This window comes from Mycetocola sp. TRD_SC_2 (assembly GCF_055361225.1).
The window spans coordinates 2,261,948-2,282,928 of the sequence record NZ_CM143954.1; the positions used below are offsets into that span (position 1 = coordinate 2,261,948).

At 65.4% G+C, this 20,981-nt stretch carries 21 protein-coding genes and 1 tRNA gene; 10 read left to right on the forward strand and 12 right to left on the reverse strand.

All coding sequences use genetic code 11. The annotated features are described in order from the left end of the window. Positions 1 to 24: 24 nt before the first annotated feature. Together ACWA1Q_RS10850 and ACWA1Q_RS10855 are read right to left on the reverse strand one after the other, a co-directional pair. A complete protein-coding gene (locus tag ACWA1Q_RS10850) occupies positions 25 to 705 on the reverse strand; it encodes a response regulator (protein ID WP_463757309.1) in 681 nt (226 codons plus the stop codon). Then, positions 702 to 1,910 (reverse strand): sensor histidine kinase, encoded by a 1,209-nt coding sequence (locus tag ACWA1Q_RS10855; RefSeq protein WP_463757310.1) that lies wholly within the window; start codon positions 1,908 to 1,910, stop codon positions 702 to 704. Before ACWA1Q_RS10855 ends, ACWA1Q_RS10850 begins: the two co-directional genes overlap by 4 nt. Before the next feature lie 185 nt (positions 1,911 to 2,095). On the opposite strand from ACWA1Q_RS10855, the gene phoU reads away from it, so the two are divergent. After that, positions 2,096 to 2,752 (forward strand): phosphate signaling complex protein PhoU, encoded by a 657-nt coding sequence (gene phoU, locus ACWA1Q_RS10860; protein ID WP_463757311.1) that lies wholly within the window; start codon positions 2,096 to 2,098, stop codon positions 2,750 to 2,752. Positions 2,753 to 2,896: 144 nt separating this feature from the next. Here phoU and ACWA1Q_RS10865 read toward each other — a convergent pair whose 3' ends face one another. From ACWA1Q_RS10865 to ACWA1Q_RS10880, 4 genes are all read right to left on the reverse strand, one after another. Beyond that, on the reverse strand, positions 2,897 to 3,655 hold the full coding sequence (locus tag ACWA1Q_RS10865; protein WP_463757313.1) for a phosphoglyceromutase: 759 nt from the start codon (positions 3,653 to 3,655) through the stop codon (positions 2,897 to 2,899). Between the two features lie 52 nt (positions 3,656 to 3,707). Further along, positions 3,708 to 4,835 (reverse strand): CAF17-like 4Fe-4S cluster assembly/insertion protein YgfZ, encoded by a 1,128-nt coding sequence (gene ygfZ, locus ACWA1Q_RS10870; protein WP_463757314.1) that lies wholly within the window; start codon positions 4,833 to 4,835, stop codon positions 3,708 to 3,710. Beyond that, positions 4,835 to 5,431 carry a heme-binding beta-barrel domain-containing protein gene (locus ACWA1Q_RS10875; RefSeq protein WP_463757316.1) on the reverse strand — a complete coding sequence of 199 codons (597 nt, stop codon included), beginning with the start codon at positions 5,429 to 5,431 and terminating at the stop codon, positions 4,835 to 4,837. Before ACWA1Q_RS10875 ends, ygfZ begins: the two co-directional genes overlap by 1 nt. A gap of 137 nt (positions 5,432 to 5,568) precedes the next feature. Continuing rightward, complete coding sequence (locus ACWA1Q_RS10880) at positions 5,569 to 5,859, reverse strand: hypothetical protein (protein WP_463757318.1); 291 nt, start codon at positions 5,857 to 5,859, stop codon at positions 5,569 to 5,571. A 112-nt stretch (positions 5,860 to 5,971) separates the two neighbouring features. On the opposite strand from ACWA1Q_RS10880, the gene ACWA1Q_RS10885 reads away from it, so the two are divergent. The 8 genes from ACWA1Q_RS10885 (at position 5,972) to pstB (ending at position 14,895) form a co-directional block, all read left to right on the forward strand. Continuing rightward, on the forward strand, positions 5,972 to 6,661 hold the full coding sequence (locus tag ACWA1Q_RS10885) for a winged helix-turn-helix domain-containing protein (protein WP_463760847.1): 690 nt from the start codon (positions 5,972 to 5,974) through the stop codon (positions 6,659 to 6,661). Continuing rightward, on the forward strand, positions 6,633 to 7,514 hold the full coding sequence (mshD, locus tag ACWA1Q_RS10890; RefSeq protein ID WP_463757320.1) for a mycothiol synthase: 882 nt from the start codon (positions 6,633 to 6,635) through the stop codon (positions 7,512 to 7,514). Before ACWA1Q_RS10885 ends, mshD begins: the two co-directional genes overlap by 29 nt. Before the next feature lie 63 nt (positions 7,515 to 7,577). Then, entirely contained in the window at positions 7,578 to 9,752 is a 2,175-nt protein-coding gene (locus tag ACWA1Q_RS10895; protein ID WP_463757322.1) for an RNA degradosome polyphosphate kinase, read from the forward strand. Then, positions 9,749 to 10,684, forward strand: a complete 936-nt coding sequence (locus ACWA1Q_RS10900; protein WP_463757324.1) for an NUDIX hydrolase — start codon at positions 9,749 to 9,751, stop codon at positions 10,682 to 10,684. Before ACWA1Q_RS10895 ends, ACWA1Q_RS10900 begins: the two co-directional genes overlap by 4 nt. A gap of 138 nt (positions 10,685 to 10,822) precedes the next feature. Then, a complete protein-coding gene (locus ACWA1Q_RS10905; RefSeq protein WP_463757326.1) occupies positions 10,823 to 11,920 on the forward strand; it encodes a phosphate ABC transporter substrate-binding protein PstS in 1,098 nt (365 codons plus the stop codon). Between the two features lie 103 nt (positions 11,921 to 12,023). After that, a complete protein-coding gene (pstC, locus tag ACWA1Q_RS10910; RefSeq protein ID WP_463757327.1) occupies positions 12,024 to 12,983 on the forward strand; it encodes a phosphate ABC transporter permease subunit PstC in 960 nt (319 codons plus the stop codon). Continuing rightward, a complete protein-coding gene (gene pstA / locus ACWA1Q_RS10915) occupies positions 12,983 to 14,101 on the forward strand; it encodes a phosphate ABC transporter permease PstA (protein ID WP_463757329.1) in 1,119 nt (372 codons plus the stop codon). Before pstC ends, pstA begins: the two co-directional genes overlap by 1 nt. A gap of 14 nt (positions 14,102 to 14,115) precedes the next feature. Beyond that, entirely contained in the window at positions 14,116 to 14,895 is a 780-nt protein-coding gene (pstB, locus tag ACWA1Q_RS10920) for a phosphate ABC transporter ATP-binding protein PstB (protein WP_463757331.1), read from the forward strand. Between the two features lie 81 nt (positions 14,896 to 14,976). Here pstB and ACWA1Q_RS10925 read toward each other — a convergent pair whose 3' ends face one another. The 5 genes from ACWA1Q_RS10925 to ACWA1Q_RS10945 all read right to left on the reverse strand — a co-directional run bounded on the left by ACWA1Q_RS10925 (position 14,977) and on the right by ACWA1Q_RS10945 (position 19,883). Beyond that, on the reverse strand, positions 14,977 to 15,897 hold the full coding sequence (locus ACWA1Q_RS10925) for an anti-sigma factor (RefSeq protein WP_463757332.1): 921 nt from the start codon (positions 15,895 to 15,897) through the stop codon (positions 14,977 to 14,979). Next, positions 15,894 to 16,490, reverse strand: coding sequence for a sigma-70 family RNA polymerase sigma factor (locus ACWA1Q_RS10930; protein WP_463757333.1), 597 nt, complete (start codon positions 16,488 to 16,490; stop codon positions 15,894 to 15,896). The genes ACWA1Q_RS10925 and ACWA1Q_RS10930 overlap by 4 nt, the downstream gene beginning before the upstream one ends. Positions 16,491 to 16,571: 81 nt before the next feature. Further along, the gene (locus ACWA1Q_RS10935) at positions 16,572 to 17,252 is read right to left on the reverse strand and encodes a hypothetical protein (RefSeq protein WP_463757335.1); all 681 of its coding nucleotides are present in this window, start codon (positions 17,250 to 17,252) and stop codon (positions 16,572 to 16,574) included. A 387-nt stretch (positions 17,253 to 17,639) separates the two neighbouring features. Beyond that, positions 17,640 to 19,214 (reverse strand): phosphatase PAP2 family protein, encoded by a 1,575-nt coding sequence (locus tag ACWA1Q_RS10940; protein WP_463757336.1) that lies wholly within the window; start codon positions 19,212 to 19,214, stop codon positions 17,640 to 17,642. Positions 19,215 to 19,253: 39 nt separating this feature from the next. Next, the gene (locus ACWA1Q_RS10945) at positions 19,254 to 19,883 is read right to left on the reverse strand and encodes a DNA-directed RNA polymerase subunit beta (protein ID WP_463757337.1); all 630 of its coding nucleotides are present in this window, start codon (positions 19,881 to 19,883) and stop codon (positions 19,254 to 19,256) included. A gap of 101 nt (positions 19,884 to 19,984) precedes the next feature. Here ACWA1Q_RS10945 and ACWA1Q_RS10950 point away from each other — a divergent pair. After that, positions 19,985 to 20,057 (forward strand) — tRNA-Lys (locus ACWA1Q_RS10950). 39 nt (positions 20,058 to 20,096) lie between these two features. Here the strand turns inward: ACWA1Q_RS10950 and ACWA1Q_RS10955 are convergent. Then, positions 20,097 to 20,927 (reverse strand): oxidoreductase, encoded by an 831-nt coding sequence (locus tag ACWA1Q_RS10955; protein ID WP_463757339.1) that lies wholly within the window; start codon positions 20,925 to 20,927, stop codon positions 20,097 to 20,099. Between the last annotated feature and the right edge of the window lie 54 nt (positions 20,928 to 20,981).

Consider the following 20,981-nt stretch of genomic DNA (forward strand, 5'->3'; position numbering starts at 1 on the left):
GGGGCACCGCGCTTTTTTGCTTGATCAGGCTTCGAATCGATAGCCGAGCCCGCGAACGGTGACCAGCATCCGCGGCTCGGAGGGATTCTCCTCGATGCGCGAACGGATCCGCTTGATGTGGACATCGAGTGTCTTGGTGTCGCCGAAGTAGTCGCTCCCCCACACGCGGTCGATGAGCTGTCCGCGGGTGAGCACCCGACCGGCGTTTCGCAACAGGAGTTCGAGCAACTCGAATTCCTTCAGCGGCATGCCCGTTTCTACGCTGTTCACCTCGACCGTGTGTCGTTCGAGATCCATCCGTACGGTGCCGGCCTCGAGCACGGACTCATCGACCTCATCATCTGTCCCGCGACGACGGAGCACAGCACGGATGCGGGCGAGAAGTTCACGGCTCGAGTACGGCTTCGTCACGTAATCATCCGCTCCGAGCTCCAGCCCCACGACGATGTCCACCTCGGAATCCTTCGCCGTCAGCATGATGATCGGGGTCGTGGACACCGCTCGAATCTGCCTGCACACCTCGGTTCCCGGGATACCGGGAAGCATGAGGTCGAGAAGCACGAGATCCGGTGAAGTGGCGGCGAACGCTGTCACGGCACTCGGCCCGTCTTCAACGACGTCGATCTCGTATCCCTCACGACCGAGCAGGTACGCGAGTGGCTCGCTCAGGGCTGCTTCGTCTTCGACAAGGAGAATGCGGGTCATCTGATGGATTCCTCACGTACGGTGTCTGGATTCGATACGGCGTCGGTATCGACGGGGAGCCGAATCGGCCCGGTGAGGGGCTTTTCGGAGGCTTCGGGGAGCCGGATGGTGAACGTCGAGCCTTTTCCGACGAGCGACCAGACCTTCACCTCGCCCCCGTGGTTCTGAACGGTGTGCTTCACGATCGACAGCCCAAGGCCGGTGCCGCCGGTGTTCCGAGACCTGGCCTGGTCGATCCGGAAGAACCGCTCGAATACGCGGTCACGGTCCTCTTCGGGGATGCCAGGCCCCTGATCGGCAACAGCAATCTCGATGACGCCGTTCTTGCGGGAGATTCCCACCCCGACCCGGCCGCGCGGCGGTGAGTAGGTGATGGCGTTCGAAATGAGGTTGTGCACGGCGACGACGAGGAGCGCTTCATCCCCGTATACCTTCGCCCCTTTGTCGCCGGCCGACACGAGCGTGACGCCACCGGCATCTGCCGCCACGCGGTTCTGGTCGAGTGCTGCCGCGACGATGCGGTCCATGTCGAGCAGCTCCGGCTGGTTGAGTGCGTCGGCTGCCTGCAGCCGGGACAGGTCGATGATCTCACCGGTCAGACGGGCGAGGCGTGACGCTTCGGTGCCCAGCCGGGCCGCGAACCTGCGTACCTGGTCGGGGTCGTCCGCCGCCGGCTCGAGTGCCTCGGCCAGAAGCCCAACTGCTCCGATGGGAGTTTTCAGTTCATGACTGATGTTCGCGATGAAGTCACGTCGCACCTCGTCGAGCCGTCTGGACTCGGTGTGATCCGTCGCGAGGAGAAGGACGTACCTCGTGCCGAGACGAGCACCGCGCACGCCGAGGTGCAGGATGACGTCGCTGAACCGGCCGCGGACGATATCGATGTCCTCGGTCACCGGCTCGCCACTGTCGCGAACCCGGTCGGCCAGGGCGACGAATTCGGGGTGAGCGAGCATACCGTCACGGATCAGTCCGAGGGCGAGCGCCCCCGGGGATGCTTTCACCACGTTCCCCGACGGATCGACGACGATCCCGGCGCTTTCGAGGGCGTCGAGGACCTGACTGACTCCGTCGGGCACAGAAGGGGCGACGACCGTCGCGACCCGAGCCCCACGGCGTGCTGCGGAGATGAGTCCGATGGCGAACCCGGAACCGACGACGAGCCCGAGCAGGAGGGCTGCAAGCACCAGCCAGGGAGAGTCCATACGACTAGGTTAGAGGCATAGCCGAACGACGCCCGCCGGGCGGTGTGCTCTCATCAGGGCATTTGGGCCCCTGTTCAGGAGTACGCCACCAAACGTTAACCTGCGACGGGCACAGTTGCGGCGGGGCTTGTTCCCGGGCGCCTGAAATGTGGGCGCCGGACCCCCGACATCCGAATGGAGATCAGATGCGTGAAGTATTCCAGCAGGAGCTGGCCGAGGTGCAGGAACGGCTCGTCGCCATCTCCGAGCTCGTGTCGATCTCCATCACCAACGCGGTGCAGGCGTTCAGCGAGTCGGACGTTTCCATCGCCGAAGAAGTGATTGAGAACGACGTACGAATCGATGAGCTCACGGTCGCCCTCGACGAACTTGCGATCAACATTCTCGCGCGGCAGCAGCCGGTCGCCCGCGACCTGCGCATCGTCGTCAGCGCCTTGCGCATCAGCTCGTCCCTCGAGCGCATGGGTGACATGGCTGAGCACATCGCCCAGCTCGCGCGTTACCGCTACCCGGAGCGCGCGGTGCCCAAGGGCCTCCGCTCGACCTTCGCCGAGATGGGTCGCCTCGACGTCGAGATCGCGCTCAAGCTCACCGAGCTGCTGCGCACCCAGGATGTGCGTCTTGCGGAAGAGATTCGCAACGAGGACGACAAGGTCGACGAACTGCACGTCAGGGTCTTCGACAAGGTGCTCGGCGAAACGTGGAAGGGCAAGCCGGTCGCAACGGTCGACGCGACACTCGCTTCGCGCTACCACGAGCGTTTCGCTGACCACGCCGTGTCGATCTCGAAAAAGGTCCAGTACCTCGCCACCGGCGACTGGACGGCGGAGAGCGACGACTGACAACAGCTTGAGTTGACGAGAAAGGGCGGGAACCGAATCGGTTCCCGCCCTTTCTCTGTCGGAGTGGGGATTTCGACTACCCGTGCAGGAGCGCCGTGGCGCTCCTGCATAGGTGCTCAATCTCCTCGGTTAGGAGCTCCGCTCCTAACCTTCGGACTTCTTACCCTGCGATGCCACCGCTGCGGCGCCGGCCGCTGCGGCCTCGGGGTCGAGGTATTCGGCCGGCTCGATCGGCACGAAGTTTTCGTCGAGCTTGTAGACGAGCGGGATCCCTGTCGGGATGTTGAGTGAAGCGATCTCGTCATCGGAGATGCCGTCGAGGTGCTTCACGAGCGCCCGCAGCGAGTTCCCGTGCGCGGTGACGAGGACGGTCTTTCCTTCGGCAAGGTCGCCGGTGATGTCGGAGTGCCAGTACGGAAGCATCCGGTCGATGACGTCCTTCAGGCATTCAGTCTTGGGCACCTCGCCGTCGATGCCGGCGTAGCGGGGGTCATTCGCCTGGGAGTACTCATTGTCATCGGCGATCGGGGGCGGCGGCACGTCGAAAGACCGGCGCCAGGTCTGGAACTGCTCCTGGCCGTATTCGGCGAGAGTCTGGGCTTTGTCCTTGCCCTGAAGGTCGCCGTAGTGGCGTTCGTTGAGACGCCAGGTGCGCTTCACCGGGATCCAGGCGCGATCGGCGACGTCGAGGGTGATGTTGGCGGTCTGGATCGCCCGGGTCAGAAGCGAGGTGTACTGGATGTCAGGGGAAAGCCCCGACTCGTTCAAGAGCTCACCCGCCCGGTGAGCTTCAGCAACGCCCTGTTCGCTGAGACGGACGTCGACCCAGCCGGTGAACAGGTTCTTCTGATTCCAGTCGCTGTTGCCGTGGCGGAGCAGGATGAGTGTGTATGGCGAAGACATGCCTCCACTCTAGCGATGCGCCGAGTGGAGGCACGGAATGCGTCGTTTGCGCCTACTGGTCGCGGCGGACGGCGCCGAGCCGCGGCAACCGCGGCACATCGGCAACGGCACCCGCGTCAGACGGAACGATGACCTGCTGCGCGGCGGCGATGGCTGTCCCGTCTTCGTCGACGGTCAGGCGTGCGGCTGGATCGACGTTCCGGCGAACCACGGCGAGCGCGATCGGACCGAGCTCGTGGTGCATCGCCGCCGTCGTCACTGACCCCACCCCTGTGAGCTCGCCCTTCTTGTCGGCGAGAACGTTCGCGCCGTGGCGAGGCAGAACGGAGTCAGAACCGTCGAGGTGGAGCAGGACGAGCCGCCTGGGCGGGTGTCCGAGGTTGTGCACTTTCGCCACGGTCTCCTGGCCGCGGTAGCAGCCCTTGGTGAGGTGGACGGCGCTGCGCAGCCAGTCGAGCTCGTGGGGGATGGTTTTTTCGTCGGTCTCCGTGGACTTCCGTGGCCGCCAGGCGGCAATCCGCAGCGCTTCGGCGGCGAGCGAACCGGCAGCGGGCAGCGTGCCTGCGGCGAGCGCCGTCAGTTCTTCGCGCAGCACGAGGACTTCGGTCCATCGCCACTCGGCAGACGGATGCTCGCCGCGCGCGTACTGGTGGCCACCAGCGACGACCTCCCGCCACGGGTCTGTCCACACCAGCGGAACACCGTTCGGCGACGCGACCGCAAGATCGAGCGGCGACTCTGCCGGCATCACCCCGATGCGGGCGAACTCGGCGGACCGGTCGGCGATCTCCACGCGCATCATGAACTTCATCCGGTTGAGCCATGCGACGAGCGGTTCGACGTCGTCCGCTTCGACGAGCAGCCACGCCGTGACGCCGTCGTCGACGATTCCCGCGGCGTATTCGAGCCGGCCATTGGGATCGAGGAACAGGGTCTCACTCGACGCTCCGGCAGGGAGCCGGGTGAGTTCTGCGGATGTCATGGAGTTGAGCCAGCTCAGCCGGTCTGCGCCGGTGATGGAGACGATGCCGCGGGAGGACAGATCGACGATCGCCTCGCCTGCCTGGAGCATCCGCTGTTCGATATTCGGGTTGCCGTAGTGGGACGGAACTCCCGGATCGGCGACGTCGGGAAGGACGACGGCTCCCTGGCGGGAGAGGAACGGGCTGGGAGCGGTCATTAGTCGGCCTTAGAAAGACGCCCTGAGGCGTGGGTACGGAGGTTCTGGCCGAGGGCGGCGATGTCCCACGCCCAGAGCAGGTGGCTGTCCACGAGACCGTACAACCGGGTTGCAGCCGCATATTCCTTTGCCCCGGCTGTGCGCAGCACGGCGTCGGTGGCGAGGTCGATGCGCGGCCCGCGAACCTGGCCAAGGTAGAGCTCGCTCACTCCGCCGGGGTGAACAAGCGCGACCTCGATGTCGAACCCGCCGGCAGCGTTGCGGAGGGTCTCGACCTCGTCGGCGTTCTGGAACGGGCGGTCACCGATCCCGGGAAGCATCGCTGGACCCGGGTCTCCTGCGCGCTGCGGCCGGTGCAGCCGCCAGTACCCGGTCTCGGCGGTGAGGGCCGTGCGCTCCTCATCGAGGAGCCAGCTGCTCGACGTGTAATTGAGGTACGGCAGCCCGTCGTGGCTGAAGCTGACGCGCTGGCCGAACTCCGCGCTCACCGGACCGTCGGCGCCGGCGTAATCGATGACACCTGTCCCCTCCCAGACACCGATCAGCCAGGACAGCGGGACGAGCTCGGCGGGCAGGCCGGTCGGGATTTCGATCATCGGCGCGCCAGGTGTCAGCGCTGGCCGCGGAAGAGGTTGACGAGCACCACGACGGAGATTGCCCCGATGGCGAGGCTGGCAAGGGCAAGCAGGCCGACGAAGAAGAGTTCAAGTGCGACGAGATCCATACCGGCAGTCTATCCCGCGAAGAGTGCGGCGAGGCCAAGAACAGCGGCAGCAACCGTGAGAATACCGACAACGCCCACGATCGTGATCGACAACCGATCGATGAACCCGACCTTCTGGTGCGTCGCCAGCTGCAGAACGAACGCGAGCAGGGTGCACGCGGCGAGGGTGAGCGACAGCCAGGTGAAGTGCAATCCGGCGGGAGCGAATATCGCGACGAGAATCGCGCCGAGGACGGCGGCTCCCCAGACACCGAAGATGCTGCGCCAGATGCGCGAGGGAGTCATCGGAGCGTCTGTCATTCCCCTATTCTGCCTGAATCCCGCTGACAGCGTTGGACGTGGGAGCGCTTGCGGTCAGAGGCCCCTCGTCGCAAAAGCTAGTATGAGTCCACGTAATCACTGGAGGACGCTCGTGGCGCAACTGTTGATTCTGACCTCGCAGGTCGACAATGAGGTGTTGCCCTCACTCGGGCTGCTCAGTCACCGGGTGCGTCAGATACCCGCTCAGCCTGCCCAGCTCGTCAACGCGCCGTCGAGTGATCTGATCCTGATCGACGCACGGACGGACCTCGCCGGGGCGAAGGCCCTGTGCAAGATTCTCCGGACCACCGGACTGACCGTTCCCCTCCTCGTCATTCTCACCGAGGGCGGCCTCAGTGCGGTCAGCGCGGACTGGGGTGTCGACGACGTGATCGTCGAGATGGCCGGCCCCGCCGAGATCGACGCACGCATCCGTCTCGCCATCGGACGCCAGTCGCTCGAGACGACGAGCACCAAGATCCAGACGTCAGGCGTCGTCATCGACGAGGCAAGCTACTCAGCGAAGGTTCAGGGCAAACCCCTCGACCTCACCTACAAGGAATTCGAACTCCTCCGATTCCTCGCGGGGCATCCGTCCCGGGTATTCACACGTGAGCAGCTGTTGAGCGAAGTGTGGGGTTATGACTACTTCGGCGGCACACGCACCGTCGACGTGCATGTGCGGCGGCTTCGAGCCAAGCTCGGCGACCTCGAACAGCTCATCGGCACCGTCCGCAACGTCGGCTACCGCTTCAACGTCTACGAGGATGACAGTGCGCAAACCAGTACTCCGCTCCCGTAACCTCGCGGATGCTGCGCCACGCGCCGCGTTCGATCGTCTCGTTCGCCGCGCGGTCGCCGGTGACGGGGCATCCCCGTTCAACGACCAGGCTTTGATCGATGCCGTCGACGGGTCCCGTTCGCTCGTCTTCGCCGTCAACCCGCCGGAGTCCCCGAGCGCCGCGGAACTCCTCGTCGGCGCGGCCCTCATCGGCAAGGGAGAACTCGAGTTCGTTGTCGATCCCGAGTGGCGCGGTACCGGTGTCGGCACGACGATGCTCGCAGGAATCCTCGATGATGCTCCGCCTGACCTGCTCGCCTGGGCGCACGGGGACCACCCCGCCTCCCGTGCCCTCGCAGCCCGGTTCGGTTTCGAGCGGGTGCGCACCCTTCTTCAACTGCGGATGCCGCTGGAACCAAGCGACCGCATCCGTTCCCTCCCGCAGGGGATTTCCGCCTTTCGGCCAGACGTCGACGACGCCGAGTGGGTCGAACTCAACGCCCGGGTGTTCCTGGACCACCCGGAGCAGGGCCGCATCACCATCGAAGACCTGCGCGCAAGGCGCGCTGAGCGGTGGTTCAACGCCGATGATTTTCTCCTTGCGCGCGACGACGCCGGTCGCCTGATCGGTTACAACTGGCTCAAGGTCGACGGAGAGTCCGGGGAGATCTACGTGATCGGCGTCGGTGAACCGGGCAGGGGCCTCGGCAGGCAGCTCATGATCGCCGGGCTCGATCGCCTGCGCGAGGCCGGAGTGACGACGGCGTCTCTCTACGTCGAGGGAGACAACGAGCGCGCAGTGGCCCTCTACCGGTCGCTGGGGTTCACCGACCACACGGTCGACATCCAGTACCGTCGGCGCGCGTCTGCCTGATCCGTCGCCGACTGTTCGCTTGCGCTGGCTCCACGGCCGCGCCCGAGGTGACAAGATGTTTGCATGGTAGCTGACAGCATCGCGCTCGACTCGGGCCTTGGCGGCGACGACGACGACTTCGACCCGGTATTCGAACGCGACGATCCCGCCCTCCCCGAAGGCCGCTATCTCGACAGGGAAGTGAGCTGGCTCGCGTTCAACCAGCGGGTGCTCGAACTCGCCGAGGACCCAACGGTTCCGGCGCTCGAGCGCGCCAACTTCCTCGCGATCTTCGCGTCGAACCTCGACGAGTTCTTCATGGTGCGTGTCGCCGGGCTCAAGCGGCGCGTGCTCACCGGCCTCGCCGTTCCGACGAACGTGGGTCGCGCTCCCGCCGACGTGCTGAGCGACATCTCCCAGACGGCGCACGAGCTGCAGGCGCGTCATGCCCGGGCGTGGTCCGAACTCGTCAAACCCGATCTCACCGCCGCGGGTGTCAATGTCGTGACGTGGGATTCCCTCACCGACGACGACCACGAACGACTTCGCGACTACTTCGGCCAGCAGATCTTCCCGGTCCTGATGCCCCTGGCCGTCGACCCGGCACATCCGTTCCCGTATATCTCGGGCCTGTCGCTCAACCTCGCCGTTCGCGTGAGGAACTCCAAGACCGGCCGGCAGGAATTCGCCCGCCTCAAGGTCCCGCAGATGCTCCCCCGCTTCGTGCCGGTCGACCCCAACGCATCACTCGAGAACGTGCAGTACATTCCACTCGAAGACCTCATCGCCAATCACCTCGGGGACCTCTTCCCCGGCATGGAGATCATCGAGCACCACGTCTTCCGCGTCACCCGCAACGAAGACGTCGAAATCGAAGAGGACGAAACCGAGAACCTCATCCAGGCCCTCGAGAAGGAGTTGCTGCGCCGCCGGTTCGGCCCGCCGATCCGCCTCGAGATCACCGAGGACATGGACGACGTGACTCTCGACCTGCTCGTTCGCGAACTCGATGTCACCGACCAGGAGGTGTACCGGCTCCCGGCACCGCTCGACCTCGGTGGCCTGTTCAGCCTGTCAGGGATCGACCGCCCCGACCTGCGCTACCCGCCACGCGTGCCGACGACGGTTGTGCAGTTCCAGCCGGCCGAGCCCAACGCCAAGGCGGACATCTTCGGCGCCATCGCCCGGCAGGATGTTCTCGTCCACCACCCGTACGAGTCCTTTGCGACGAGCGTGCAGGCGTTCCTCGAGCAGGCGGCCGCCGACCCCCAGGTGCTCGCGATCAAGCAGACGCTTTACCGCACCTCCGGTGACTCCCCCATCGTCGAGGCACTCATCGATGCCGCCGAGGCAGGGAAGCAGGTGCTCGCCCTCGTCGAGATCAAGGCACGATTCGATGAGCAGGCCAATATCACCTGGGCGCGCAAACTGGAGAAGGCGGGTGTACACGTCGTGTACGGCCTCGTCGGCCTCAAGACCCACTGCAAGCTTGCCCTCGTCATCCGCGAGGAGAAGGGCACGCTGCAGCACTACAGCCACATCGGTACCGGCAACTACAACCCGAAGACAAGCCGGATCTATGAGGACCTGGGCCTGTTCACCGCTGACGCGCAGGTGGGCAAGGACCTCACCCGCCTGTTCAACGAACTCTCCGGATACGCGATCGAGAAGAAGTTCAAGCGGCTCCTCGTCGCCCCGCTCCACCTCAGGAAGGGCCTGCTCAAGCACATCGATCAGGAACGACGGAACGCAGAGGCCGGCAAGCCGAGCGGCATCCGGATCAAGGTGAACTCGATCGTCGACGAGGCGATCATCGACGGGCTGTACCGCGCAAGCCAGGCCGGAGTTCCTGTCGACATCTGGGTCCGCGGCATCTGCAGCCTGCGGCCGGGGCAGCCGGGAATGAGCGAGAACATCCGGGTCCGGTCGATCCTCGGCCGGTTCCTCGAGCACTCGCGGGTCTTCTCGTTCGTCAACGACGGCGATCCCCGCGTCTTCATCGGCAGCGCGGACATGATGCACCGGAACCTCGACCGCAGGGTCGAGGCGCTTGTGCGCCTGACTGCACCCGCCCACCTCAGCGAGATCGGGGCGTTGTTCGACGTCGCCATGGACGACAAGACGTCGACGTGGCACCTCGGGGCGGACGGGATCTGGGAGAGGCACTCAACGGACGAATCCGGCGCTGCGCTCGTCGACCTGCAGGACCGCCTGATGCTCAAGACCAGCCTCCGCCGCCGGCCGAGGACCCGACGGTGACGACGGCCGTGTACGCCGCAGGCGCCGTGTGCTGGCGCAGGATCGACGGCAAGATCCACGTGCTCGTCATCCACCGCACCAAATATGCGGATGTCTCCCTCCCGAAGGGCAAGGTCGACCCGGGCGAATCGCTCCCCCAGACCGCTGTACGGGAAATCCTCGAGGAGACCGGCCTGGCCGTGTCGCTCGGCGTGCCGCTCGGGGTATCCCGCTACCCGCTGTCATCCGGGCGGGAAAAGATCGTGCATTACTGGGCGGCTGAGGTCAGCGACGGCGCCGTCCGCTCCTCGACCTTCGTGCCCAACGACGAAGTCGCCGCACTCGAGTGGGTGACCCCGCGCAAGGCACGCAGTTACCTGAGCCACGCCCCGGATGTCGAAATTCTGTCGACCTTCACGGACCTGCTCGACGACGGCATCTCGTCAACCTTCGCGATCATCGCTCTCCGGCACGGGAAAGCAATCCCTGCGTCGTCGTGGGCGGGGCCCGACGCCACGCGTCCGCTGACCGCGCGCGGAGTCGAGCAGGCGTCGAGCGTCGTCCCCACGCTGCAGGCGTTCGGCGTCAAGCGCATCGTCTCGAGCACCGCCGTTCGCTGCGTGACGACGGCGGCTCCGCTCGCCGCGGCATCCGGTCTGGATCTTCGCCGGACGGATCTGATCAGCCAGGACGCCTACGAACGCGGCGAAGCCGACGTGCGCAAAGTGGTCGGCAAACGGGTGCGGTCCGGAAAGACGGCCGTGTTGTGCAGCCACGGGCCGGTGCTGCCGGAGATTCTGCGGGAGATCGCCCTCGCGACGGGAAGTCTGAGCGGTTCCTACCTCTCGAGCGCCGCGGATCTGCCGACCGGCGCATTCAGCGTCGTGCATCTCTCTGCGACGAATCCGAGTTCGGGAATCATCTCGATCGAAACGCACGAGCCACGGGCGTGAGCGATGCCGACCCCACTGGTCGGTCGTCGTTAACCTCCCGTTCACCATTGTGAGGGACTCTCGTAAGGCCACGCGCTTAACGTACTTCGTGGGCCTGCACCGGTCCGTCCCGAAATCACAATGAATGGACACAAATCCGTGAAGTTCAACAAGTTCGGCCGCGTCGCGGCTGTCGCAGCACTTGCCGCTCTCACCCTGACCTCATGTGCCGCGAACGAAGGCGCATCCGCGGGAGACAACACCGACTCCGAGAGCACGCTCACCGGCACCCTCGTCGGCGGCGGCGCGTCGTCGCAGCAGTCAGCCCAGGAAGCCTGGGTTTCTGCATTCCAGAAGACCAACCCTGATGTGACCATCGAGTACGACCCCGCCGGATCCGGCGCAGGGCGCGACACGTTCATCGCCGGCGGCAGCTCCTTCGCAGGTTCGGACCGTGCGTTCAACGATGAGGAAATCGCAGAGGACAACTTCGCAGCGTGCGTCCCCGGCACCGGCATCGTCGAGTTGCCCGCATACGTCTCCCCCATCGCCGTCATCTTCAACCTCGAGGGCATCGAGACGCTGAATCTCGACCCTGCGACGATCGCGGGCATCTTCACCGGCGACATCACGAACTGGAACGATGAGGCCATCGTTTCGCAGAACGCCGATGCAGAGCTTCCCGACCTGGCGATCACCGCCGTGCACCGCGCGGACGACTCAGGAACGACCGAGAACTTCACCGACTACCTCAACGTCACCGCACCTGACGTCTGGACCTGGGAAGCTGACGGCGTGTGGCCGGTTGACGGCGGAGAGGCTGCATCGCAGACCTCCGGCGTCGTCGACGCCGTGACCGGCGGATCCGGAACCATTGGTTACGCTGACGCGTCCCGCGCCGGCGAGCTCGGAACTGTCGCCGTCAAGGTCGGCGAAGAGTACGTCCCGTACTCCGCAGAAGCCGCTGCGGCCATCGTTGACGCGTCTCCCGCTGCCGAAGGCCGCGGCGAAGGCGACCTCGCCATCGAACTCGACCGTGCGTCGACTGCAGAAGGTGTCTACCCGATCGTCCTGATCAGCTACCTCATCGGCTGCGCCGAGTACGAGGACGCCGAAGCCGGCGAGCTCGTCAAGGAATACTTCAGCTACATTGTGAGCGAAGAGGGTCAGACTGTTTCTGCGGAATCCGCGGGCTCCGCACCGATCTCTGCAGACCTGACCGAAAAGGCACAGGCGGCAATCGAACTCATCAAGTAACACCGACGATGACCCCGGGTGCGCCTCTCCAGGCGCACCCGGGGTCACAACGGGTTGCGGTACCTCCGCACCCACCCCATCGACTACAGGAGTAACCCAGCAGATGTCGACGCCAGCGGTCGCCCAGGCGCCAGCCGCCCACCCGAAGCCGGTCCAACGGCTCGCCGACCGGGTCTTCTCGGGCGCGGCACTCACCGCGGGAAGTCTGATCCTCGCCACCCTCGCCGCCGTCGCCGCGTTCCTGGTGATGCAGAGTGTTCCCGCTGTCACCACGGACCCGAATGACATCTCAATCCTCTCCGGGCAGAGCTTCTGGTCGTACGTCTGGCCCCTCGTCTACGGCACCGTCTGGTCAGCCGCCATCGCCCTCGTCCTGGCCGTGCCCGTTGCCATCGGCATCGCGCTCTTCATCTCGCACTATGCCCCGCGCAGGCTGGCGCAGGGACTCGGCTACGTCATCGACCTTCTCGCCGCAGTGCCTTCGGTCGTCTTCGGCCTGTGGGGTGCAAATACCCTCGCCCCCGCGGTGCAGCCGTTCTACAGCTGGCTGACCGAGAACCTCGGCTGGTTCCCGCTGTTCGCCGGGCAGGCTTCTGGCACCGGCCGCACCATTCTCACGGCATCCGTTGTCCTCGCCGTCATGATCCTGCCGATCATCACCGCCCTCTGCCGTGAGATTTTCCTCCAGACCCCTGTCCTCCACGAAGAGGCCGCTCTTGCCCTCGGTGCCACCAGGTGGGAGATGATCCGCGTGGCAGTGCTGCCGTTCGGTCGCGCCGGCATCATCTCAGCAGCAATGCTCGGCCTCGGCCGGGCGCTCGGCGAGACAATGGCGGTCGCCATGGTGCTCTCGTCGTCCGGCGCCATCACTGTCGCGCTGCTGACCTCATCCAACCCGAGCACGATCGCCGCGAACATCGCGCTGAGCTTCCCTGAGGCATACGGCCTCAACGTCAACCTGCTCATCGCGACCGGCCTCATGCTCTTCGCGATCACTCTGGTCATCAACGCCCTTGCGCGGTATGTCATCAGCCGCCGCAAAGAATTCTCGGGAGCGAACTAATGGCACAGACAACAGCAGCTCCGTCGGTGCGCATGAGCGCCCCCACCCCTCCTCCCCGCGGGCAGATGTCGAACGTCTACGCGAGCGGGCGCCTCGGTCCCTGGGTTCCGTGGGCGATCCTCGGAGTGTCCCTCCTCGTCAGCCTGGCTATCTTCGCGCTGTTCCAGGCGGCATCCGGAGGCGACTTCAACGTCGCGGGAGCCATCGTGCTCACCGGTGTCCTCAACGGCGTCCTCATCTACGTCACGGCTCTTCTCGTCGAGGGGATTCGCAAGGCCAAGGACCGCCTGGTCACGACGCTGGTCTCGAGCGCTTTCATCATCGCGCTGGCACCCTTGATCTCTCTCTTCATCACTGTGCTGTCGAGGGGAACGGAGCGATTCGACCTTCAGTTGTTCTCCGAGTCGATGCGGAACGTCGTCGGCCAGGGCGGAGGAGTCCTCCACGCCATCATCGGAACCCTCATCATGACGGGTATCGCAACGGTCATCTCGGTCCCCGTCGGTTTGCTCACCTCGATCTACCTGGTCGAGTACGGACGCGGAGCACTCGCCCGCGCGATCACGTTCTTCGTCGACGTCATGACCGGCATCCCCTCGATCGTGGCCGGCCTGTTCGCCTACGCGCTCTTCAGCCTCGTCTTCGGTCCCGGCATCCGGCTGGGTATCGCCGGTGCTGTGGCTCTCAGCGTGCTCATGATCCCCGTGGTCGTCCGCTCGAGTGAAGAGATGCTGCGGCTTGTTCCCAACGAGCTGCGCGAGGCCGCTTTCGCGCTCGGTGTCCCGAAGTGGCTGACCATTCTCAAGGTCGTGCTTCCGACCTCACTCGCCGGAATCACGACGGGAGTGATGCTCGCCATCGCTCGAGTCATCGGCGAGACGGCCCCACTCCTCGTTGCAGCTGGGTTCACCCAGAACATGAATTACAACCCGTTCGAGGGCCGGATGCAGAGCCTTCCCGTCTTTGTCTACAGCTCATATGTCAGCCAGGGCACCGACGCACAGGCGTACCTGGACCGTGCGTGGGCAGCTGCCCTCGCCCTCATTCTCATCGTGATGGCGCTGAACCTCATCGCCCGAATCGTCGCCCGGCTCTTCTCGCCCAAACTGGGCCGCTAGCTCCAAAGGAAAACATGTCCAAGCGCATCGAAGTCAAAGACCTCAACGTCTACTACAGCAAGTTCCTCGCCGTCGAAGACGTCTCGCTCACCATCGAGCCCCGCAGCGTCACCGCCTTCATCGGCCCATCGGGTTGTGGCAAGTCCACGTTCCTCCGCACGCTCAACCGCATGCACGAGGTCATCCCCGGCGCCAGGGTCGAGGGTGAAGTGCTCATCGACGGTGACAACCTCTACGGAACCGGCGTGGACCCGGTTCTCGTGCGCCGCAACATCGGCATGGTGTTCCAGCGGCCGAACCCGTTCCCGACAATGTCGATTCGTGAGAACGTGCTCGCCGGGGTGACGCTCAACAACCGCCGCATCTCGAAGTCGGCGGCTGACGACCTCGCCGAGAAGTCCCTCCGGGGCGCGAACCTGTGGAACGAGGTCAAGGACCGTCTCGACAAGCCCGGCTCCAGCCTCTCCGGCGGTCAGCAGCAGCGCCTCTGCATCGCGCGGGCCATCGCCGTGTCACCGGACATTCTCCTCATGGACGAGCCGTGTTCAGCACTCGACCCGATCTCCACCCTCGCCATCGAAGACCTGATCGAGGAACTCAAGAACGAGTACACGATCGTCATCGTGACCCACAACATGCAGCAGGCGTCGCGGGTGTCCGACCGGACGGCGTTCTTCAATATCGCCGGCACCGGGAAGCCGGGCAAGCTCATCGAGTACAACGACACAGACACCATCTTCACTCAGCCGACCGTCCAGGCGACTGAGGACTACGTCTCGGGTCGCTTCGGATAACAATCCGCGGTTCGAGGCACCGGCCGGGGGGCAACGAAAGCAGGAGGAACTACTGTTCCTCCTGCTTGTGTCGTTAAGCGCCTACGCGGTCGGGATCACGATGAGTGGGTCGGTCGTCGGCTGTTCAGATCCACCAGCCGGTTCGACGGTGACGCCAACGGCGTCGCCTTCGCCCATCTCTCCGTCGAGCACGCGCCAGCTGTCGCCGGACCCGGTCGTGTTGAAGGTTCCAGCCGAGATCGGACCGTCCTCGCGGATGTACCAGAGTTCGTAGGTTTGCTCTTCGGTGAGTGACGCGAGGCCGTCAACGAGGAGAACCGACTGTCCGAGCTGCCCGGACCAGACGAGGGTGGCGACAACCTGCTCACCGTCGTTGATGTTCGTCAGCTTGACCGTTTCACGCTGCGAATCGGGCTGAGCGTTGATCTGCGCGAGCTGCAGGGCCTCGGGCAGGCCGTTCCCATTGTTGAGCGCCGTGGTGATTCCATTGACACCGATCAGCGTCACGACGAGCGCAACGGCGGCAACAGCGGCCGCAAGCGGTTGGGTGTACCAGCGCCTGGTCGCTTTGCGCTGCGCCTTCGTCGACGTCGGCATCGATGCCTTCGTCGTGGGGGCCTGAGTTGTTGGACCCTGAGCCGTTGGAGTCGCTGGAACCGACGTCAGTCGCGTGGGCTGTGCCTGCTGCGCGGGCTCGGGAGTTTCCGCGGCGCGAGGCGTCGTCGATGGCTGCCCGGCGGCATCCGCCTTCTGCGCGTCTTCACGCGGCCGCTGCGGGGTCGATGCGATCGCTGCCAGCACGTTAGCGCGCAGGGCTGCCGACGGCTGCACTGGCGGGGCGTCGAGGCCGAGAGCCGCCGCGGTGCTCTCGAAGCTGTCCGCTTCTCGGCGGGCTTCGGCGGATGTGGCCAGGTAGCCCTCGTATTCGGCGCGTTCCTCGGCACTTAGTGCGTTGAGGGCGTACGCTCCGGCAAGTTCGGAAGGGTTCCGGTTCTCGGTCATGATGCCACCCCCATTTCGTCTCGTAGTTTCATCATTCCGTCACGCAGACGGGTTTTCACGGTTCCGAGGGGAACGGAGAGAATCTCCGCAACCTCGCTTTGACTGTATCCGCCGTAGTAGGCAAGCGACACAGCCTGTCGCTGAATTTCGGTGAGTGCGGCCATGGCCCGGCTGACGCGATCGTGTTCGATCGAGATTTCAGCCGATTCCGCGACCTCGTCAAAAGCATCGGGAAAGTCACGGATGCCGATTCTCACGTCGCGGTCCCGGCCGGCCTGTGAGGCTCGAACCCGGTCGATCGCCCGGCGGTGGGCGATGGTCATGATCCAGGAGGATGCCGCTCCCCTGCTCGATTCGAACCGAGTCGCGTTCTGCCAAATCTCGAGGAAGACCTCCTGGGCGACTTCTTCGGACTGAGCATGGTCGATGAGGACCTTGCGGATCAGGCCGAGAACACGCGGGGCGACGAGGTCATACAGCGACGCGAATGCCTGCTGGTTGCCGGTCGCAATCTGACCGAGCAAGGTGTCGAGGTCGCCGGGAGCCACGACGTTGCTCTCGGTACCTGGTGCATTCTCCACGAGAACTAGCATGTCAGGTTCATCGCCATTCGGGTGACGCCGCTCGGGCGGGCGACGGATGTGATACCGTCGCCCGCCCGAGAACGAAGGATGTTACTCGATTTCCTGGTCCTCAGCGATGGCGCTGGCGATGGCGGTTGCCGTCATCGGCATGTGGCCCGCTGCGTCCTTGAGGAGGGTGTAGTACTCGGGGTCACCGGCGATGTCCGCGTCGATCGCCGCGATGAGCGTCTCGGCGTGCATCTTCAGTGCCTCTTCGACAGCCTCAGCGGGCAGGGTCGGAACGACCGAGTTCAGCAGTTCACCGAATTCAGCCGAGTACTCGGTGAGGCTGGCGACTGCCATGTCGGACATTTCCTGGTCACCGGTCGCTTCACCCAGCGTGTAGTCGACGAAGAATCCGATGTGCTCGCGCCAGGACTCGAGGAAGGGCTCCTCGGCATCCGGGTAAACCGACCCGACGGATGCGGCGATGTCGACGGAGTTCGCGTCGAGTGCTGCAACGGCTCCAGCGGTCTTCGGCTCGGTCAGGTCTCCACCAGCGGCGAGCGCTGCATGAAGGGCTGCACTGGCGAGATAGACGTGGTCGCTGAACTGCGAGGTGAGGGTTGCGCGGAGGGCTGCGCCGTCGCTGTTGACGGTGTCTGTCATGCCCGTGCTCGACGAGGTGCTCTCGTCACTGGACATGGTTTCGCTTGCAGCGCCCATGCTGCAGCCGGAAAGAAGAAGGGCTGCGGCGAGTGCTGCGCCGACGAGGGGTGTTGCCTTTTTCATGAGGTTCTCCTTGGAAGGTGCCCTGGTGGTGATTGTCACCGGGTGGGTTGCTCATGGTTCGGCGCGGTTCGCGAATTGGTTTGCCGTGGTTCTTTGATCTCAGCCAACTGCCAGACTTCGCGGCTGCCGGTCATCGAGATTGCAGTACGCGCCCGAAAAGTCCCGATGGTAGGGCCACTACTGCGATCTCGATCGAACGAGCGGCTTAAAAGAAAAGGACCGGGCCGCAAAACGCCTCTCGGCGGAAGGCCGCTCGCAGCGGCAAAAATTGGAGCCCGGGGTTATGCGGCCCGGCCTGATCAAGTGTAACAACCCGCACTCGGGAATGTTCCCTGTTCTCGGGTCGCGAACATACTGGCTCACGGGCGCGTGAGCCGCTACGGTTCGCTACCGGTGCGGCGCGTAGATGCGGAGCCCGCCCTCGACGATCCGTACGGTCGAAAGGTAGCCGCCCTGTGGCATCCCGCGGTCGTCCGCAGCGATGTCGACCTCTCCATCGTGAGCGAAGCCGGGCGCCTGACCCTCACGCGGAAGAACGGCCACGGCAAGCTCCGGGACGGTGAACGACTCGACCGCCGACGTCACCGGGAGGAGCCAGTGCATGAGCGCACTGGTTTTTCTGCCGAACGACAGAGATGCGATCGCATGGACACGGCTTCGAGCGTGAAGGATACGCACGTCGAGGAGTCCATCATCGAGACGGCGGCGCTGCAGCGGTGCGGGGATGATCGGATGGTTGCGATTGATCCCGACGAAGAGTGACCAGGCGCGGACGTTCCGGCCATCGACCACGAGCTCGACCGGCTCGCTTCTGCGCAGCACCCGGGTCGCAGCGAGAATCCCGGCGATCCACTTGCCGAGCGGTTCCTCGTGCTTCTCCCTCTCGGTCACGAAGTCTGGATAACTTCCGACGGATGCCGCGTTGAGCACCGTTTCCGGCTCCCCCGTGCTGAGTCGAAGCTCGCCCACATCGACGACGAGCCCTTCCCCTGCATGCAGGGCAGCGAGCGCGTCGTCGACCGATTCGACTCCCGCCGTTCGGGCAAAGTGGTTGAAGGTTCCTCCGGGAACGATCAGCAGCGGCAGATTCGCCGTGCGTGCGATCTGCGCCGTCGCCGACACGGTTCCGTCGCCGCCGCAGACACCGAGGATCCGGGGCGGATCCGTCCCCTCGAGCGCCTCGGACAGGATCGCGGTAACGTCATCGTCCTCGGTGAGGACGTGGATGCGCGCCGCTGGGAGACGGTCCCGAAGGACAGGCAGTGGATCCTGGCGCCCAACGACGGCAGCGCCGGAACCGGGGTTCGCGACAAGAAAAATCCCCTCGCCGTCGTCCGACGGAGGAAGACGGACCGGTACGCCACCTTCGCGAGGTGCCCGCCGCGGGGGAAGCGGCAAAAGCATCTTGCCGAGCAGGGCAACACCGGCTCCGATCGCAATGCCGCCGAGAACGTCCGAGAGCCAGTGCGCGCCGGTGTGCAGCCGGGAATAGGCCACCGCACCCGCTACCGGAGCTGTGACGGCGCCGATCGGGGGTGACTCCATTGCCACCCCGGTGGCGAATGCCGCCGCACTGGCGGCGTGGCCGGAGGGGAATGAGCCGGACTCCGGATGCTTCGCCAGCCTGCGCCCGACGGGAATGTCCTTGAGGATCGGTCGGTCCCCGCCGAAGAGCCGCTTGCCGACGAGGTTCGCGATCGCACTCGCGACGGTGAGTGACGCCACACCGCGAAGCGCCGCCCGGTGGCGAGTGAGGAGCACCAGCACGGCCGCAGCGGTGAACCACAGCACGCTGCGGTCGGCGGAGTGCGACAACCGCACGAATCCTCGATCGATGAGCGGATGCGTGCGGCGTGCGTTGATCCGGCGGCCGACGGCGGCGTCGATCCTCCGGACCCAGGCGGGCAGAACGGCGGCGCGCCTGAGCAACCGGATCGGGTGTGCCGCACTGCTTGGGCTCATGCCCCCACAGTAGCCAGCACCGGGTTCCCGCGGGAAGGGTCAGTCGAGTGACTCGTGGCGCCACAGTTTCGCGCAACTGCCGAGCTCCTGGGCGAGGGTCGAGAGTCGTGACGCGCGCGTGGTGAGGTCCGCCGACCGGGCTGGCGCCGTGGCATCCGAATCGTCTGCGACGCTCGCAGCACCGGCGGCTGACACCCGGCAGAATGCCGCCGCTCGCTCGAGTGCGACGGCGAAGTCCCCCTCGAAGACGCCGCGGAGGATGCGGTCGGCAAGGGTCCGGATTTCATCTGGGCCCGTCGGCATGGATGCCCCGGCGACAACGGGGTCGATCGTGCCGATCACTTCGCTCCCGCGCTGGAACAGATAGCTCGATTCGTGCGGGTCCTCGCGGATCATCAGCCGCAGCAGGTAGATCCGCCACAGGGCACCCGGAAGGCTGCGCGCGGTCGCGCGGGACCACAGCTCGGCGATGGTGTCGATGCCGTTCTCGTCGGTGTAGGCGATGAGCCGGTCGACGACATCCGGGTCAGGGTCATGCCGCACGCGCGCGAGCAGCGCCATCGCCGTCTCATGGGCGATCCGGCTCGATTCGGCCGGGTCGATTCCGCCCTGGAAGGATTCGAAAATCTTGCCGGGGAACTTGGTCGGCTTGTGGAACTCCTCAGCCATGGCTCTCCCCCTCTCGCATTCGCAACGGTTAACGGTACCCCGCACCCGGTGTGGGCGCGTGGTCACATCGTCCAGCGGGAACCGGTAGATTAAGTGTGTTGGGGCCTCTAGCTCAGTTGGTAGAGCATCGGACTTTTAATCCGCGGGTCGCCGGTTCGAGCCCGGCGGGGCCCACCCTCGCAGCCACCGTCCACGGACGGACACCGATCGAGATCAGCTCTCGAGAGTGGTGCTCCGGCTGACTGTCTCCCACTCGTCGAGTTCAGCACGCTGTGCATCGACCACCTCGCGGAAGCCGTCGACCGCGTCGCTCCCGAGCAGGAGCAGCCCTGGCGTCGCGGGCGAGTCGACCGCTGCGAGAATCGCCGTGGCCGCCTTCGCCGGATCACCGGGTTGCGTGCCGTGCACCGTGTCAGCTTCCTTGCGGCGTCTGCCTGCCGTCTCGGCGTAGTCCTCGATCGGGACGGCCGACTGGGTGAGGGAGCGGCCGGCGAAGTCGGTGCGGAACCCGCCGGGCTCCACCGCCATGACCGAGATCCCCAGCGGCTCGAGCTCTTTCCGAAGCGACGCGCTCATTCCCTCGAGCGCCGCCTTCGATGCCGCATAGTACCCGGAGCCGGGAGGGGCGATCCGCGCGCCGATCGACGAGATGTTGACGATCGCGCCAGACCGCCGCGCGCGCATCCCCGGCAGGACCTCTTTGATCAGCGCCACCGGTCCGAAGAAGTTCGTCGCGAACAGGCGCTCGACGTCACCGTCGTCGCCCTCCTCCACGGCCGCACGGTAGCCGTATCCCGCATTGTTCACGAGCACGTCGATCGATCCGAACCGTTCCTCCGCGGCCCGCACGGCGCTCGTGACCTGCGTCGCATCCGTCACGTCGAGGGGCAGACCGAGAGCCGTATCGGGGTAGGCATCGACGAGGTCCTGGATGCTGTCGAGGTCACGAGCGCTGATGGCGGCGGAATCACCCCGGGCGAGCACCGCCTCGGCGAGCGCGCGGCCAAGGCCGGTGGAGCATCCGGTGAGAAACCAGGTAGTCATGCGGGGAACCCTTCGAGGGTGGGAACGGTGGGTGCCCCGAACCCTAGCGCACCG

What these genes read in the sequence shown, in the direction of transcription:
- pstC (WP_463757327.1), top strand. Translation starts at nt 12,024, where the DNA reads ATGTCGACGCCAGCGGTCGCCCAGGCGCCAGCCGCCCACCCGAAGCCG.
- pstB (WP_463757331.1), top strand. Translation starts at nt 14,116, where the DNA reads ATGTCCAAGCGCATCGAAGTCAAAGACCTCAACGTCTACTACAGCAAG.
- ACWA1Q_RS10940 (WP_463757336.1), bottom strand. Translation starts at nt 19,214, where the DNA reads ATGAGCCCAAGCAGTGCGGCACACCCGATCCGGTTGCTCAGGCGCGCC.
- ACWA1Q_RS10955 (WP_463757339.1), bottom strand. Translation starts at nt 20,927, where the DNA reads ATGACTACCTGGTTTCTCACCGGATGCTCCACCGGCCTTGGCCGCGCG.
- ACWA1Q_RS10850 (WP_463757309.1), bottom strand. Translation starts at nt 705, where the DNA reads ATGACCCGCATTCTCCTTGTCGAAGACGAAGCAGCCCTGAGCGAGCCA.
- ACWA1Q_RS10880 (WP_463757318.1), bottom strand. Translation starts at nt 5,859, where the DNA reads ATGACAGACGCTCCGATGACTCCCTCGCGCATCTGGCGCAGCATCTTC.
- ACWA1Q_RS10945 (WP_463757337.1), bottom strand. Translation starts at nt 19,883, where the DNA reads ATGGCTGAGGAGTTCCACAAGCCGACCAAGTTCCCCGGCAAGATTTTC.
- ACWA1Q_RS10925 (WP_463757332.1), bottom strand. Translation starts at nt 15,897, where the DNA reads ATGACCGAGAACCGGAACCCTTCCGAACTTGCCGGAGCGTACGCCCTC.
- pstA (WP_463757329.1), top strand. Translation starts at nt 12,983, where the DNA reads ATGGCACAGACAACAGCAGCTCCGTCGGTGCGCATGAGCGCCCCCACC.
- ACWA1Q_RS10855 (WP_463757310.1), bottom strand. Translation starts at nt 1,910, where the DNA reads ATGGACTCTCCCTGGCTGGTGCTTGCAGCCCTCCTGCTCGGGCTCGTC.
- ACWA1Q_RS10895 (WP_463757322.1), top strand. Translation starts at nt 7,578, where the DNA reads ATGGTAGCTGACAGCATCGCGCTCGACTCGGGCCTTGGCGGCGACGAC.
- ACWA1Q_RS10935 (WP_463757335.1), bottom strand. Translation starts at nt 17,252, where the DNA reads ATGAAAAAGGCAACACCCCTCGTCGGCGCAGCACTCGCCGCAGCCCTT.
- ACWA1Q_RS10865 (WP_463757313.1), bottom strand. Translation starts at nt 3,655, where the DNA reads ATGTCTTCGCCATACACACTCATCCTGCTCCGCCACGGCAACAGCGAC.
- ACWA1Q_RS10930 (WP_463757333.1), bottom strand. Translation starts at nt 16,490, where the DNA reads ATGCTAGTTCTCGTGGAGAATGCACCAGGTACCGAGAGCAACGTCGTG.
- phoU (WP_463757311.1), top strand. Translation starts at nt 2,096, where the DNA reads ATGCGTGAAGTATTCCAGCAGGAGCTGGCCGAGGTGCAGGAACGGCTC.
- ygfZ (WP_463757314.1), bottom strand. Translation starts at nt 4,835, where the DNA reads ATGACCGCTCCCAGCCCGTTCCTCTCCCGCCAGGGAGCCGTCGTCCTT.
- ACWA1Q_RS10875 (WP_463757316.1), bottom strand. Translation starts at nt 5,431, where the DNA reads ATGATCGAAATCCCGACCGGCCTGCCCGCCGAGCTCGTCCCGCTGTCC.